We start from the raw sequence: 15,342 nt of genomic DNA, 5'->3' as shown, positions 1-15,342 counted from the left end.
TTATCGAGCCGATTTTATAGAGATTGAACTAACAGCCACTGCGTTAACGCCAGCTTACATTGCAGCCATGAAGTGCTGTAACACAATTCTTCGGCTTTTGTTTCTCTATCCTCATCGGCATTGGCAACTGATAATTTATTCCTTAATTCGGACAATAAATCAGGCAATCGTTCCACCTCTTCCGGTAGGCGTGCGGCCTGCTTTTCAAGCAGTTCTTCCACCCACAGAAGAATCTGCATCAATCCCGTTTTACCTGCCGCCAGCCCGGCCAGCCAGCCTTCTTCCTGTGTCTGCCATTGGGCCAGAATTTCGGACAGCAGCACTAGCAATGGCTGTTGCCAATCCAACTTTTCGGCAACATTGGGTAACGAAGTTTGTGGGGATATTTGTGGCGATGCCTGTGACAACGCTTGCACAAGCGCATATCCCCGCGCAGCTTTACTTTTATTTGCCAGACGCAACCCATTGTGTGAAGCCAGTTTATTTGCCAGTGATAAAACATCAGTGACATTGCCGTTTATCAATTCCAGCTCAAACTCACAAATTGGCGTGGCCTGCTTTTCAGCACGGCTATCTCCGGCAAAAATCATACCCTGATCCAGCACGACTTCAATTTCACTCTGCCCATAAGATACAAGCCATTTCTCACGGCTGAAATCCGTACTGAATAATGCATTCAATTGAGCTTGCAGATGTGAAAGAGAGGTATTTTCAGGCCAGATATGGGAAGGAAATTGAGCCAAATCCAATTCGGGACGATGCAAAGGCACGTTGAATTCAGGACGTTGATGCAATCCCCCCACAACTTTACCTGCGGTTTTAATGGTCATTTCATAGTGCCCATCAAACCCACGAATACGCAGCCCCATATCCCAACGCCGCAATTGATTATCCGGCGTTTCATAATAAATATTTGTCAAATGCTGTGGTGAAGTGTAGTCATGAGGAAACTGAAATAACTGCTGGCGAACCGCCGATATCGCATCAGGCTTCACCGACAGTTTCAACTCTATTTCTATAGAACTCATATTTTTATTCCTCAATTCATATAGCAAATTTTGCTTTTCATTCTGCCTACACTTTGTTGCATAGAAAGAAAAAAATAAACCACAATAGGCGGTTATCTCCACAAGCATCATACTTACTTCACTAAAAAAAACCCTAACAATGCCTGTATTCGGTCCGTTGAGAGAGCAAACATTCTGGTTTACTGATTGCACCCACAAACTTAACTCTTTACTATCAGTTGAGTAGTTTGAATCACAATTGCTCCATAAACAAAAACAGTTGAATACAGAATGAAAAAACTACATCGATTATTTATCCTGTTACTGGGTTTTACACTCCCATTATCCGTACACGCTGAAGAAAAGCGTTACATTTCTGATGAGCTGTCCGCATACATTCGCAGTGGCCCAAGCGTCGGGAACCGTATCATTGGCTCATTGAATGCCGGAGAAGAGGTCACACTGCTCAGCTCAAAACCAGAAAATGGTTTCCTGCAGATAAAAGATCATAAAGGGCGCACAAGCTGGGTACTTTCAAGTGAACTCCGCAATATCCCCAGCTTACGCGAGCGCCTTCCTGCCATGGAAGAAAAGATCAAAACCCTCACAGACAATCTGGCAAATATTGACGAAAAATGGAATGAACGCACTGCGGAATTACAAAACAAAGTTGCGACCAGCGATAAGCTCATCAGCGATCTGGAAAAAGAAAATGCCAAACTCCGGAATAAGTTGACTGTAGCCGAGAAAAAAGTGGATGCTGCCAACTTACAATTGGATGATAAACAAAGAGAAATCATCTTGCAGTGGTTTATGTACGGCGGTGGTGTTGCGGGTATCGGCCTGCTTTTAGGTCTTGTATTGCCGCATATTATTCCGCGCCGTAAGAAGAAAGATCGCTGGATGAGCTAATTTAAGGAAATCAGAGTGAAAGTCTATTTGGTTGGCGGTGCAGTGCGTGATCAATTACTGGGTCTTCCCGTCACCGAAAGGGATTGGGTTGTCGTCGGCGGCAATCCTGATGAACTTATTTCAAAGGGATATCAACAAGTTGGGAAAGATTTCCCTGTTTTTTTGCATCCCAAGACCCACGAAGAGTATGCCTTAGCGCGAACAGAAAGAAAATCGGGACAGGGCTACACGGGTTTTACCTGTTACGCCGCTCCCGATGTCACATTGGAAGAAGATCTGCTGCGGCGTGATTTGACCATTAACGCCATCGCACAATCCCCCGACGGTGAACTTATTGATCCCTACCACGGTATCAATGATCTCGAAAGCCGGATACTGCGCCATGTTTCAGCCGCATTTTCAGAAGATCCACTGCGGGTTCTACGCTTGGCTCGTTTTGCGGCCCGCTTTGCCCATTTGGGTTTTTCAATCGCACCGGAAACACAATCCCTCATCACGGAAATGGTGACAAGCGGTGAATTATCTTCTTTGACACCGGAACGCGTTTGGCGGGAAACAGAAAAAGCCCTCGTGTCACAATCGCCACAAACTTACTTTCAAGTTCTGCGCGATTGCGGGGCATTGACTGTACTTTTCCCTGAAATCGATAACTTGTTTGGCACTCCTTTACGGGAAAAAGCACAGGAAAAGCTACCGCTTGAACTTGATGCCGGCCTTCACTCATTGCACGTGTTGAAAATCGCCACTCAATTGAGTGAGGAGACAGACATCCGGTTCGCCGCCTTCTGCGGCCATGTCGGTGCCATACCAGCAAAACAAATGTGTGAACACCTACGCATCCCCAATGCAATCCGTGACTTGATCATGATTGTGACGCAATACCACACTTGGGTGCATAAAGCAGAACAGCTTCTCCCGGAAGCGTTGTTGACCATGTTTAATGCCGTAGACGCCTGGCGCAAACCACAACGCATTGAACAATTAATAAGGTGCAGTGAAGCAGACAGCCGTGCATACACGGATCCGGAACACCAGCGACAAGATAATTACCCTCAAGGGAATTATTTACGCGGCGCATTTGCAATTGCCAATCAGGTCAACGTTCAAGAAGTCATTGCCCGTGGATTTCAGGGCGCTGAAATTCGCACAGAGTTAGAACGCCAACGACATATTGCCATCGCAAACTGGAAAAAAGCTCAGTGAAGTGATTTCTGGCAACGAACACAAGCGTCCCAAATCACCCTTATAATTGGGACGCCTTTTTGCGGCCATTGCCAAAAGAACGCAACAATTAACCCGCTCTCCGTTCAATCACCACGCCAACACTTTTCGCTTGCGCGACTGCGCCCGGTTTACTGACTTTGATTTTGACCCAAGGCGAATGAAACTGCTCCAACAAGATATTCGCCACTTCTTCCGCCACCCGCTCAACCAAAGCAAAGCGCTGGTTTTCCACGTGTTCAATCACCGCTTCACTGACCTTGGAATAATCCAGACAGTGCTCAACGTTATCACTGGAAGATGCGCGTTTGTTATCCCAGCCCATTTCGATATCGAACACTAATTTCTGTTTGATCGTCTGTTCCCAATCATAAACACCAATCGTCGTAACCACGGTTAATTCTTCAATAAATACGATATCCATCACGACCTTTTCCCCGTTTTTCGGTTCGCCAGATACCACTTCCGGCGAAATGTGCGTATTATCCATTGTTAGACTTAAGAAAACGACCCTTATTCATTGGAGATATCTTATGAGTGCAATCGCGCTTGGCATGATCATCTTCGCGTACTTATGTGGCTCTATATCCAGCGCGATATTGATATGCCGTTTGGCAAGGCTTCCCGATCCCCGCCAACATGGCTCGGGTAACCCAGGGGCCACAAATGTACTGCGCATCGGAGGTAAATGGGCTGCCTTGGCAGTGCTGGTTTGTGATGTATTAAAAGGAATGATCCCAGTTTGGCTGGCATACAAGCTCAATATTCCCCCATTCTATTTAGGCGTTATCGCCATTGCCGCCTGTTTGGGACACATTTATCCGGTTTTCTTCCATTTCAAGGGCGGAAAAGGGGTAGCGACGGCCTTCGGCTCCATTGCAGCCATTGGTTGGGATCTTACAGGATTAGTGGCCGGTACGTGGCTGATGACGGTGCTATTAAGTGGCTACTCATCATTGGGAGCCATCGTCAGCGCATTAATCGCACCTTTTTATGTCTGGTGGTTCAAACCCGAATTTACCTTTCCTGTCGCGATGTTGTCATGTTTAGTATTAGTACGTCACCACGATAACATCCAGCGTCTCTGGCGCGGCCAAGAAAGCCGTATCTGGCAGAAATTGAAAAAGAAACAGGAGATGACGGATAAAGAAAAAATTCAAGCCACAAAAGAACAGCAAGACGATTAAGCCGGAATGCCCCGCCAGGGGCTTTCTTCACCAAGATCGGATTATTCCATAACATTCATACTGGTAATCCTCAAAATTACATACGCTCATTACTATCACCTTTCATTCTTTCGTGATAAATACTGTATTTCTTGAGCGATTCATTATTTTCAACCTAAATAATACGTTAGTTTTACAATGCGAAAAGAGAACTATCTGTAACGGAGGTTTTATGAAAGCACTTGTTTACCACGGTATAGGCCAAAAACATTGGGAAGAAAAAGCACTTCCCCAAATTATTGAGCCAACCGATGCAGTTGTCCGTATTATTAAAACCACCATCTGCGGAACTGATTTACATATTCTCAAGGGGGATGTTCCAGCAGTAGAAAAGGGCCGGATTTTAGGTCATGAAGGAATTGGAATAGTTGAAAGTATCGGGAAATCTGTCCGCAACATCAACGTAGGGGATAAAGTCATTATCTCTTGTATCACGGTGTGTGGTAGTTGCAGTTACTGCAAACGCCAACTTTATTCACACTGTAATGATGGTGGCTGGATCCTCGGACATAAAATTGACGGCACTCAAGCTGAACAAGTACGCATTCCTCATGCAGATAACAGCTTGCACCGCTTACCTGAAGGAATAAATGAAGAAGCCGCATTGATGCTCAGCGATATCTTACCCACAGGGCTTGAAATCGGTGTTATCAACGGCAAAGTTCAACCCGGCCAGACCATTGCTCTGATAGGTGCAGGCCCCGTAGGCCTTTCTGCACTTCTGGCATCACAATTTTATTCTCCGGCACATATCATCATGATTGATACCGATGATAATCGCCTTCATGTTGCCCAGCAGTTCGGGGCTAACACAATCATCAACCCCGCACGCCAAAATGTTGTGGAAACCATCAAGGAACTGACTGATGGCCTTGGAGTTGATGTCGCAATCGAATGTGTTGGTATCCCCGCCACATTCAAAATTTGTCAGGATATCATTACCGCTGGCGGATATATTGCCAACGTGGGGGTTCACGGGAAATCCGTTGAATTGCATCTGGAAGAACTTTGGATCAAAAACATTACCATCACTACCGGTTTAGTGAACACAAGCAGTACGCCCATGCTGCTGAAAAGCGTTCAATCCGGCAAGATTTCACCTGAAAAACTCGTGACGCATCGCTATCCACTGAGTGAAATTGAAACTGCTTATGAGGTTTTTGGTAACGCCTCTCAGGAAAAAGCCCTAAAAATTGTTTTGACGGCAGAATAAGTGGATAAAGTAAGATTGTAAAACAAGGCTGTAAGATAACGAGGAAGGAGGAATTGCAACACTCCTTCCTGCCAAAAGACAGGCTGACGCCATGATTGCCCGCTCCCCCTTCTCCTTTCAGTATCAAATAATAACCAATCCAAAATTAATTTATTATCTTACGTGTAACATATTGTTATTTATTATAAAGAAATGCACTATTACCTCTTTTTACAATTTAGCAGGTAAATATAAAGTGAAAATTAAATCATTATGCATCACAGCAATCGCAACTTGTTCCGTTATCATCAGCGGATGCCAATCCAGTGCTGATTCATATGCTGCGGATGTTTATGACACAACACAATTAAACGCAAAACAAGAAACAAAAACCGTTAATCTTATTTCTGTTCTTCCTGCCAAAGTCGCTGTAGAAAACAAATCAAACAAAGAAGCAGCTCAAACTTTTGGCGCCATCCTTGGTGCTGTAGCTGGTGGTGTCGTAGGCTATAACGCAGGAGGTGCAGGTTCTCGTGCAGGCGCAGCGGCCGGGGCAGTAGGCGGCGGAGCCCTTGGTGCAGCAGCCGGTTCAATGGTCAATGATAAAGTCATCGTTGAAGGTGTTTCCCTAACCTACAAAGAAAAAATGAAGATTTACACATCAACTCAGGTTGGCCGCGCATGCCAGTTCACTCCGGGAGTAGCTCTCGTTATCACGACCAAGCAAAATGAAACACGCATTCAACCCAATGCAACTTGCCCCAGTAAATAACCTGCTCCAATAACCCAATAAATAACGCAATAAAAAGTAACAAGAGATAACGATATGGTTAAGGAAACCCTGATTTCATTTTTGCTGATCACGCTGTCTGCGCCGGTTTTGGCTTCATCTCTGCAAGACCAACTGGCACAAATTGCCCAAGCTGAAAATGAAGGTAAAGTTGAAGAACAAAGACAACACAAAGCTCAACAGGCTAAATTAGAGCGGGCAGCCAAAGCAGAAAGAGAAAAAAGGCAGCGTGAAGCAGCAGCCAGAGCGGAAAAAATCAAAAAACAAGAAGCCATTCAAGCGGCTGAGAAACAAAGAGTGCTTGCTGAAGCAAAAGCGGATAAAAAACGCGATCAGGATTATGCAAATGAGCTGCGTAAACTCGACATTGAGATGAAAAAGCTCGAACTGGAGAAACGTTCAGCCAGAGTGAAACGTGAAAACGATTTCATTGATCAAGAGCTGAAAACGCAAGCAGCAAAAGCGGATGTGATTCAATCTGAAGCAGATGTTAATCGTAATTTATCATCCGGTGGAAAGGCATTATTGGAAAGCGAAGGCCGAGCTCGCGAAAGGGAATCCAGCAGCTGGTTTAAATAATCTGGTAAGTTCCTGACACGTTGAATTGCCCCCCTAATCAGCCAATCTGTGGCTTTTTGGGGGTAGTTCACAACTTGAAAGGCTTTGGCAATATGAAAATTATGCCCTGCTGGACGCAAAGCGCCGGCTCCATACCAGAACGAGAGTCAATACAGTGAGTGGCAAGCCGTGAAATATGATGATGACAATGGAAGGTGGCAGCCAAACGTAAAAAGGGGCAACCAACAGCATGCCTATTCCAAAGCCTGTCATTTGCAATAAAGTCAGGAAGCTGAAGATAGGCAACCGCAAACTTTCTGGTTCACTTTGCGCCCGGGATATCAAACTGACCTCGGCGATCCCATCTCCGATCCCAGCCCAGACTGCAAATAATAGTAACCAGAATTGATCTGTTTGCTGGAAAGTCAGGATAAATCCCGTAGACATCAGCGCAACGCCGAGAAAAAACAGTTTTTCCATTTTAAGTATTTCGCGACGGCGTAATAGATAACTCGCCAGACGGGCACCACTGAATTTTCCTACTGCCCATGTTGCCCATAACATTCCCATGACAGTACTGGCATTATCGGGATTGAGCAGTTTAGAAAGGATGGGAAAACCGACGTTATGGGCAGAACTCCCCAGCGTATCCGCCATACTGACAAATAACATACCTGCCAGAATGGGTGCTCCGCGTAATCCAAGCCGCAATTCACGCCATTCATTACCCAATGCCCGCGATACCTTCCGTTCAGGCACAGTGAGGAAACGCAGCGGAACAATCAATATCGCCGCCAGCAAATAGGTCACGATATTCACCATAAAAACCATCTCATAACCGCTACTGGCAATAAGCAAGCCCGAGACAAGGCTGCCAAGCACTGCCCCCGTGGCAGCTACGGATGTCAGCCAGGAATTAGTTGATATACGCTGTGAGACATGTACCCAATGCGGAAGTTGGCTGTTTAACCCGATAGCAAACATTGAGTTACCCAAGCCGATGCCAAACGCAATAACGGGCAAAACTAATAATTGTTGTGAAGCAGGAATAACCAATAGCAAAGACAGCAGCATGACCCGCATTAAGTTAAAACAAACAAACGGCCATCGCCCTGTAAATCGCCGGAAAAACGGTGTTCCCGCTAAACTGGCAATCAATCCACCAGCCACACGACAGGCAAGAAAAATGCTGACGTGCATCACACTGTTGCTGAGTAAGTAAACATATGTGGATAACGCCACCATATTCAGGAATGCGCCACAATCAGAGACAAACCTTGCACTCACGATAAATAAAGCATTACGGCCTGATAATCGCAAATTAATGCTATTTTCCCGACTTGACATTATTATTGGCTCTTTTATTGTTCAGAAACTTGCTGAAAATTAACCAATAATATATCCGAAATGTTGCAGGGGTAGGAGATATTTACCTTTAAATTAAAGGTACAGTTTATGTGGATCATATGGGCTGAGATTTATCAGATCAGCTCTCAATAACATTCAGCCCATATCAAATGGTTATTTTTTTATTACTTCTGCAATGCAGGCAGATCTGCCAATGGCCAACGTGCTTTTACTGTCACGCCCAATTCTCCTGCCGTGCCACCTTGTAAGCGGATCATGCCGGCCAGTGCGATCATAGCGCCATTATCAGTGCAAAACTCAGGGCGGGCATAGAAGACTTCGCCTCCCAACTTTTCCATCAGTTCCTGCATCTTTGTACGCAGTGTGCGATTGGCACTCACGCCACCCGCCATAACCAAGCGTTTGAAGCCGGTCTGTTCCAATGCTCGTTTACACTTAATTGCCAGTGTATCTACAACGGCATCTTCAAAAGCACGGGCAATGTCTGCTTTGGTTTGTTCATCTTCGGCAGTATTTTGACCATGCAGGTTGTTTCGAATGGTATTGGCCGCAAATGTTTTCAAGCCAGAAAAGCTGAAATCCAACCCTGGCCGATCCGTCATTGGTCGTGGGAACACAAAACGGCCTGCTGTGCCCTGCTGTGCCATGCGGGAAAGTACCGGGCCACCGGGATAATCCAGACCCAACAGTTTTGCAGTCTTATCGAAAGCCTCGCCCGCCGCATCATCAATGGATTCACCCAACAGTTTGTACTCGCCAATTCCCGTCACACTAATCAACTGGGTATGACCACCGGAAACCAATAAGGCGACAAAAGGAAATTCAGGGCTATTTTCTTCCAGCATCGGCGCCAGCAAATGGCCTTCCATATGATGTACTGGGATAGCGGGTACATTCCACGCAAATGCCAGTGAACGCCCAATCGTGGCCCCAACCAGCAGCGCGCCGACCAAACCCGGCCCCGCAGTATAAGCAACAGCATCAATATCTTTATTCGTCAGGCCCGCTTCTTGTAACGCAGCCTGAATCAAGGGAACTGTTTTGCGAATGTGGTCACGGGACGCCAGTTCAGGCACAACACCGCCATAATCAGCATGCAGCTTTACCTGACTGTACAGTTGATTGGCTAGCAGACCGGATTTGTCATCATAAATTGCGATTCCGGTTTCATCGCAGGACGTTTCTATACCTAAAACTCGCATTGTACTTTTCGTCTCGTCACTATATCGTCGCCGAGCTATTTATATTGCTCAGTATTCATATTGCTTAGTGTTCATATCTCTTAGTGCATATTTCTCAATCATATGCCTTTATATGACGTAATCCCCTAAATCGGGCACAAGTGTACCACTATCCGTTTATAACCACTATTCACATCCATGTTCCCGTTCCCATATCCCGCCATTCATTGCTTTCAGAGCGCATCAGGGCAATTTACATGCTGGCTATTTTCTCTGTTTAGTCTATAATCAGTACCCTACTTGAATATCCTGTGTGGTTAATGTAAATAACGCCAACGTCAGTCTGTCCATTTTGTATACAAAAAAACAGACTATAGCCTGTAGCGTTGTACGTTTCAATTTTCCTCGGCACTTTACAAAGCCGTGTTCATTGAAGTAAAATTCCGCACCATTTTAAAGACGGCTGGCACTATCCCGCCAGCGACAAACCCGATTTCTATTGAGGTGAGAGGCACATGCCAGTAATTAAAGTACGTGAAAACGAGCCATTTGACGTAGCACTGCGTCGCTTTAAGCGTTCTTGCGAAAAAGCAGGCGTATTAGCAGAAGTTCGTCGTCGTGAATTCTATGAAAAACCAACGACTGAGCGTAAACGCGCTAAAGCTTCTGCAGTTAAGCGTCATGCTAAGAAGCTGGCTCGTGAAAACGCACGCCGCACTCGTTTGTACTAATCCTTGCGGTCAATCCGCATAGTGGTTGTATTAACAAACTACTGCAGTTAAAGGCCGTGCTTTCCAAGAGGAAGCGCGGCTTATTCTCGTTCATCAACAGGCGTAAAAAGGGCTTATGGCTGGACGAATTCCACGCGCATTCATCAATGATTTACTAGCAAGAACTGATATCATTGATTTGATCGATGTCAGAGTACCTCTCAAAAAGAAAGGTAAAAATCATCAAGCGTGCTGTCCTTTTCATAACGAAAAAACTCCTTCATTCACCGTTAATGGCGATAAACAGTTTTACCATTGTTTCGGTTGCGGAGCGCATGGCAATGCCATTGATTTTTTGATGAATTACGACAGGCTGGACTTTGTCGAATCCATCGAAGAACTGGCAGCAATGCATGGGCTGGAAGTTCCCTACGAAGCAGGCTCCGGCAGCAGCCAAATCGAGCGCCACCAGAGACAGAATCTTTACCAGTTGATGGATAAGCTCAACAGCTTCTATCAGAATTCACTGAATATACCGAACGCTCAAGCAGCCCGGCAATATTTGACCCAACGTGGGCTAAGTGAAGAGATCATTCAGCGTTTTGCCATTGGTTTTGCGCCGGCAGGATGGGATAACGTTCTGAAGCGCTTTGCCCATAACGTTGAAGATCGCAAGCAATTAAACGATGCAGGCATGCTGGTCACAAATGATAATGGCCGGACTTATGACCGTTTTCGCGAACGTGTGATGTTTCCCATCCGCGATCGCCGGGGTCGTGTAATTGCATTCGGTGGGCGTGTATTGGGAGATGCCATTCCCAAATATCTGAACTCACCGGAAACAGAAATTTTCCATAAAGGCCGCCAGTTATATGGCCTCTATGAAGCCCAACAGAATCACGATGTGCTTTCAAAGCTATTGGTGGTTGAAGGTTATATGGATGTTGTCGCGCTGGCCCAATTTGGCATTGATTATGCCGTGGCTTCGCTGGGAACATCGACAACCGCAGAACATATTCAGTTACTTTTTCGGACAACAGACAATGTGATTTGTTGTTACGATGGCGACCGTGCTGGCCGTGATGCTGCATGGCGCGCACTGGAAACCGCGCTGCCCTATCTAAATGATGGTAGACAGTTGCGTTTTATGTTCTTGCCTGATGGCGAAGATCCAGATTCACTGGTTCGCAAAGAAGGGCGGGAGGCTTTTGAACAGAGAATGGAGAAAGCATTAACGCTATCTGAATTTCTGTTTGAGTCTCTATTACCACAAGTAGATTTGAGTACCCCAGAAGGGGCGACTAAACTCAGTTCACTTGCTATGCCACTGATTAGTCAGATTCCCGGGGAAGCGTTGCGGATTTATTTACTCCAGGAAATTGGGAAACTACTTGGCATACCTGATACTACACAATTGGAACGATCTTTAGCAAAGCTTGTCAAAAAAGATACAAGTACATATCAGGCGCTAAAACTGAAACCGACGACAATGCGTATTCTTATCGCATTGCTGGTACAGAATCCGCATTTAGCGACATTAGTTCCTTCTTTACAGGGAATGTTTTCGGCTCCGATAGCGGGTTTACCGTTATTTGTAGAGCTTGTCGATACATGTCTTGCTCAACCAGGTTTAACAACTGGCCAGCTTTTAGAGCAATATCGCGATAATAAATACGCCAAACAGCTTGAAAAACTCGCTGCATGGAACGATATACAAGTAGAAGAGATTGCTGAAAAGACATTCAGTGATGCACTGAGTCATCTTTTCGCTTCAGCTCTTGATGAACGTTTTAATTTTCTGATGGCCAAAGATAGAACAGAAGGCCTGACACCAGAAGAGCGTGAAGAAGTTCGTTTAATCACGGAATCTGGTGCGAGAAAATAAGAATCTGTCTCAGCAAGACTACATTTTAACCAAACTGAATGTCAACAAAACGATATTTTTAACGAAGCCATGCTTTAACGAAACTATATTACTTAAACTTGCTGACTTAATACGCTGGTTCGCGTAATAATTTCCAGACCAAGCACTAACTCATTGGTTTTAAACTTAGTTTTAGGGAAAACAGCGCCAAAAAATATACTATTAAGTATAAATAGTTTTAAAAAATATAATTTTGATGAATATAGTTTGATGTAAATATAGCTTGATGGAACAGGTTTTCAACCAAAAGATTAAGATTACAGATACAAAATTCACGGCTTAAGTGCCGCATTAGGTAGGGAGACAGCCCTACGATTGTCGCTATTGAGGGCAGCGGCAATACACGAAAACGCCCCTAAATGTTATTGTTGGCATATTTGTTTCGCCGACCGACACCAACCAATACTCTGAAGTGTGGATACCGTCTTATGGAGCAAAACCCGCAGTCACAGCTAAAGCTACTTGTCACCAGAGGTAAGGAGCAAGGCTATCTGACCTATGCTGAGGTCAATGACCATCTGCCGGAAGATATCGTCGATTCTGATCAGATAGAAGATATCATCCAAATGATCAATGACATGGGCATCCAGGTAATGGAAGAAGCACCTGATGCTGATGATCTCATGTTGGCAGAAAACACAAACGACACCGATGAAGACGCGGCGGAAGCGGCTGCACAGGTGTTATCTAGTGTCGAGTCAGAAATCGGCCGTACTACTGATCCAGTGCGCATGTACATGCGTGAAATGGGTACAGTGGAACTACTGACTCGCGAAGGTGAGATTGACATTGCAAAGCGCATTGAAGATGGCATCAACCAAGTGCAGTGCTCCGTTGCAGAATACCCAGAAGCAATTACTTACCTGCTAGAACAGTACGACCTCGTCGAAGCTGGCGAGAGCCGCTTATCCGATCTTATTACGGGTTTCGTTGACCCTAACGCAGAAGAAGATCTCGCACCAACAGCTACTCACGTTGGATCTGAGCTTCCTCAGGAAGAGCTGGATGACGACGAAGATGATGATGAAGACGAAGATGACGATGCTGACAGCGAAGATGATAACAGCATCGATCCAGAATTAGCTCGCCAGAAATTTTCAGAATTGCGTGAGCAATATGAAATTACTCGTCAAACAATCAAAAAGAACGGGCGTAATCATCCAAATACCGCAGCAGAAATTTTGATCCTGTCTGATGTATTCAAACAATTCCGTTTGGTACCAAAGCAGTTTGATTATCTGGTTAACAATATGCGTTCCATGATGGATCGCGTGCGTTTCCAAGAACGCCAGATCATGAAAATGTGTGTTGAACAGTGCAAAATGCCGAAGAAGAATTTCATTACCCTCTTCTCTGGCAATGAAACCAGTGATACATGGTTCACTGCTGCAAAAGCAATGAACAAGCCTTGGTCTGAAAAGTTACTGGAAATTGAAGAAGAAGTTATACGTAGCTTGCAGAAGTTACGCCAAATCGAAGAAGAAACTGGCCTGACAATTGAACAGGTCAAGGATATCAACCGCCGCATGTCAATCGGTGAAGCGAAAGCCCGCCGTGCGAAGAAAGAAATGGTTGAAGCGAACTTACGTCTGGTTATTTCGATTGCGAAGAAATACACCAACCGTGGTCTGCAATTCCTTGATTTGATCCAGGAAGGCAACATCGGCCTGATGAAAGCGGTTGATAAATTTGAATACCGTCGTGGTTACAAATTCTCAACTTACGCCACATGGTGGATCCGTCAGGCAATTACCCGTTCTATCGCAGATCAGGCGCGCACCATCCGTATTCCGGTGCATATGATTGAGACCATCAACAAACTCAATCGTATTTCTCGCCAGATGTTGCAGGAAATGGGTCGTGAGCCTTCACCGGAAGAGCTGGCAGAACGTATGTTGATGCCTGAAGATAAGATCCGCAAGGTGCTGAAAATCGCCAAAGAGCCAATCTCAATGGAAACACCGGTAGGTGACGATGATGATTCACATCTGGGTGATTTTATCGAGGATACAACTCTCGAGCTGCCACTGGATTCCGCAACGTCAGAAAGCCTGCGTTCTGCAACTCACGATGTTCTGGCTGGCTTAACCGCACGTGAAGCGAAAGTTCTGCGTATGCGCTTTGGTATCGATATGAATACTGACCATACATTGGAAGAAGTGGGCAAACAATTTGATGTTACCCGCGAACGTATTCGTCAGATCGAAGCGAAAGCATTACGCAAATTGCGTCATCCAAGCCGCTCTGAAGTACTGCGCAGCTTCCTTGATGATTAATCAACAAGCTTGCTGATTACCTGAAAAGCGTCTGCTCCGGCAGGCGCTTTTTTATTATTCGCGAATAAATCCCTGATATTCGAACAATGGCTGGAAGCCAGTACGTAGATACACCCCATTCCCATCACGTGAAGCATCCAGATAACACGCAATTGCACCTTGCTGCTTTACTTCCTTCAGCACATGATTTACCAAGGCAGACGCATATCCTTTCCTCTGCATGTCCGTCACCGTGCCAATATCATCAAAGCGCACAATATTTCCCAATCTTGATAACGTTAACGCACAGGCTGGCTGGCCATCGACATACAAAGCATAATGTTGCAGGGATTTGCCTGCTTCTACTGCTGCCTGATGACATTTTAGATATTGCGCGGAGAGCAGGCTGCCGGTCTCAAACGCACTTTCCACTGGGATTGCCCAATTCCCCAGTTCATGCTCAACACAGCGAATATCATATTCAGCCGCTACATCATTTATCGGCCAATTCATTAAATCAAGCTGCATAGCCGTAGTTATGCCATCAGCATCGGGCACAAACCCTGCTTGCTGGAGCACTTCCCGTGTTTGATGGTTTGGCTGCACAGCATAAACCGCAAACGGCACATCAAAGTTCTCGTCCAGTAACCGGATGCCTTTTTGCACATTTTCTGCAACTTGGGAATGATTATCCGTGACCAGCAAAAAGTTCAATACATATACTTCAACACCTGTTACATAAGCACGGACATCTTCACTGATATGCTGATGCATTAGACTAATAGATGAGTAAAAATAATCTTCTATTTGATGATGAGACAGAATCGCCTCTGACAAGTGACGCTCGTTCATATTCACTCACAAAGATATTTTCATAGAAAGTTATCAAAATGATTAAAAATCAATGAAGAAATAAAATTATATCAACACGTTTGCCGGCCAGAGTATGAGTCAAGTACAATAAATAATCAGAAATATTTATTAGAAAAGCTATCGAT

14 protein-coding genes are annotated in these 15,342 nt (G+C 45.2%); 9 read left to right on the top strand and 5 right to left on the bottom strand.

All coding sequences use genetic code 11. The annotated features are described in order from the left end of the window. Positions 1 to 14: 14 nt before the first annotated feature. Positions 15 to 1,028, bottom strand: coding sequence for a CYTH domain-containing protein (locus BM100_RS10735; RefSeq protein WP_092510750.1), 1,014 nt, complete (start codon positions 1,026 to 1,028; stop codon positions 15 to 17). Positions 1,029 to 1,298: 270 nt separating this feature from the next. On the opposite strand from BM100_RS10735, the gene BM100_RS10730 reads away from it, so the two are divergent. Further along, on the top strand, positions 1,299 to 1,919 hold the full coding sequence (locus BM100_RS10730; RefSeq protein ID WP_092510748.1) for a TIGR04211 family SH3 domain-containing protein: 621 nt from the start codon (positions 1,299 to 1,301) through the stop codon (positions 1,917 to 1,919). A gap of 15 nt (positions 1,920 to 1,934) precedes the next feature. Continuing rightward, positions 1,935 to 3,122, top strand: a complete 1,188-nt coding sequence (locus tag BM100_RS10725) for a multifunctional CCA addition/repair protein (protein ID WP_092510746.1) — start codon at positions 1,935 to 1,937, stop codon at positions 3,120 to 3,122. An 88-nt stretch (positions 3,123 to 3,210) separates the two neighbouring features. Here the strand turns inward: BM100_RS10725 and folB are convergent, their stop codons facing one another. Beyond that, positions 3,211 to 3,564 carry a bifunctional dihydroneopterin aldolase/7,8-dihydroneopterin epimerase gene (gene folB, locus BM100_RS10720; protein WP_092510885.1) on the bottom strand — a complete coding sequence of 118 codons (354 nt, stop codon included), beginning with the start codon at positions 3,562 to 3,564 and terminating at the stop codon, positions 3,211 to 3,213. Positions 3,565 to 3,673: 109 nt separating this feature from the next. On the opposite strand from folB, the gene plsY reads away from it, so the two are divergent. From plsY to BM100_RS10700, 4 genes are all read left to right on the top strand, one after another. Beyond that, the gene (gene plsY, locus BM100_RS10715; protein WP_092510744.1) at positions 3,674 to 4,327 is read left to right on the top strand and encodes a glycerol-3-phosphate 1-O-acyltransferase PlsY; all 654 of its coding nucleotides are present in this window, start codon (positions 3,674 to 3,676) and stop codon (positions 4,325 to 4,327) included. A 211-nt stretch (positions 4,328 to 4,538) separates the two neighbouring features. Beyond that, complete coding sequence (locus tag BM100_RS10710; protein ID WP_092510742.1) at positions 4,539 to 5,579, top strand: zinc-dependent alcohol dehydrogenase family protein; 1,041 nt, start codon at positions 4,539 to 4,541, stop codon at positions 5,577 to 5,579. Between the two features lie 235 nt (positions 5,580 to 5,814). Beyond that, positions 5,815 to 6,330, top strand: coding sequence for a hypothetical protein (locus tag BM100_RS23035; RefSeq protein ID WP_092510740.1), 516 nt, complete (start codon positions 5,815 to 5,817; stop codon positions 6,328 to 6,330). Between the two features lie 54 nt (positions 6,331 to 6,384). After that, positions 6,385 to 6,927 (top strand): DUF5384 family protein, encoded by a 543-nt coding sequence (locus tag BM100_RS10700; RefSeq protein WP_092510738.1) that lies wholly within the window; start codon positions 6,385 to 6,387, stop codon positions 6,925 to 6,927. 99 nt (positions 6,928 to 7,026) lie between these two features. Here BM100_RS10700 and BM100_RS10695 read toward each other — a convergent pair whose 3' ends face one another. Continuing rightward, positions 7,027 to 8,253, bottom strand: coding sequence for an MFS transporter (locus tag BM100_RS10695; RefSeq protein WP_092510736.1), 1,227 nt, complete (start codon positions 8,251 to 8,253; stop codon positions 7,027 to 7,029). Between the two features lie 185 nt (positions 8,254 to 8,438). Further along, positions 8,439 to 9,476, bottom strand: coding sequence for a tRNA (adenosine(37)-N6)-threonylcarbamoyltransferase complex transferase subunit TsaD (gene tsaD / locus BM100_RS10690; RefSeq protein WP_092510734.1), 1,038 nt, complete (start codon positions 9,474 to 9,476; stop codon positions 8,439 to 8,441). A 494-nt stretch (positions 9,477 to 9,970) separates the two neighbouring features. Between tsaD and rpsU the strand changes: the two genes are divergently transcribed. The 3 genes from rpsU to rpoD all read left to right on the top strand — a co-directional run bounded on the left by rpsU (position 9,971) and on the right by rpoD (position 14,365). Then, positions 9,971 to 10,186 carry a 30S ribosomal protein S21 gene (gene rpsU, locus BM100_RS10685; RefSeq protein WP_001144069.1) on the top strand — a complete coding sequence of 72 codons (216 nt, stop codon included), beginning with the start codon at positions 9,971 to 9,973 and terminating at the stop codon, positions 10,184 to 10,186. A gap of 115 nt (positions 10,187 to 10,301) precedes the next feature. Further along, positions 10,302 to 12,050: a DNA primase gene (gene dnaG, locus BM100_RS10680; RefSeq protein ID WP_092510731.1), complete on the top strand. Its 1,749-nt coding sequence runs from the start codon at positions 10,302 to 10,304 to the stop codon at positions 12,048 to 12,050. Positions 12,051 to 12,517: 467 nt separating this feature from the next. After that, positions 12,518 to 14,365, top strand: coding sequence for an RNA polymerase sigma factor RpoD (rpoD, locus tag BM100_RS10675; protein ID WP_092510729.1), 1,848 nt, complete (start codon positions 12,518 to 12,520; stop codon positions 14,363 to 14,365). A gap of 54 nt (positions 14,366 to 14,419) precedes the next feature. Here rpoD and BM100_RS10670 read toward each other — a convergent pair whose 3' ends face one another. After that, positions 14,420 to 15,196, bottom strand: coding sequence for a GNAT family N-acetyltransferase (locus tag BM100_RS10670; RefSeq protein WP_092510727.1), 777 nt, complete (start codon positions 15,194 to 15,196; stop codon positions 14,420 to 14,422). Positions 15,197 to 15,342: the final 146 nt, after the last annotated feature.

The sequence above is a fragment of the Xenorhabdus mauleonii genome, from assembly GCF_900113945.1.
Classification (GTDB): Bacteria; Pseudomonadota; Gammaproteobacteria; order Enterobacterales; family Enterobacteriaceae; genus Xenorhabdus; species Xenorhabdus mauleonii.
The sequence above is the reverse complement of the archived record's forward strand: the minus strand, read 5'-3'. Positions and strand labels throughout refer to the sequence as shown.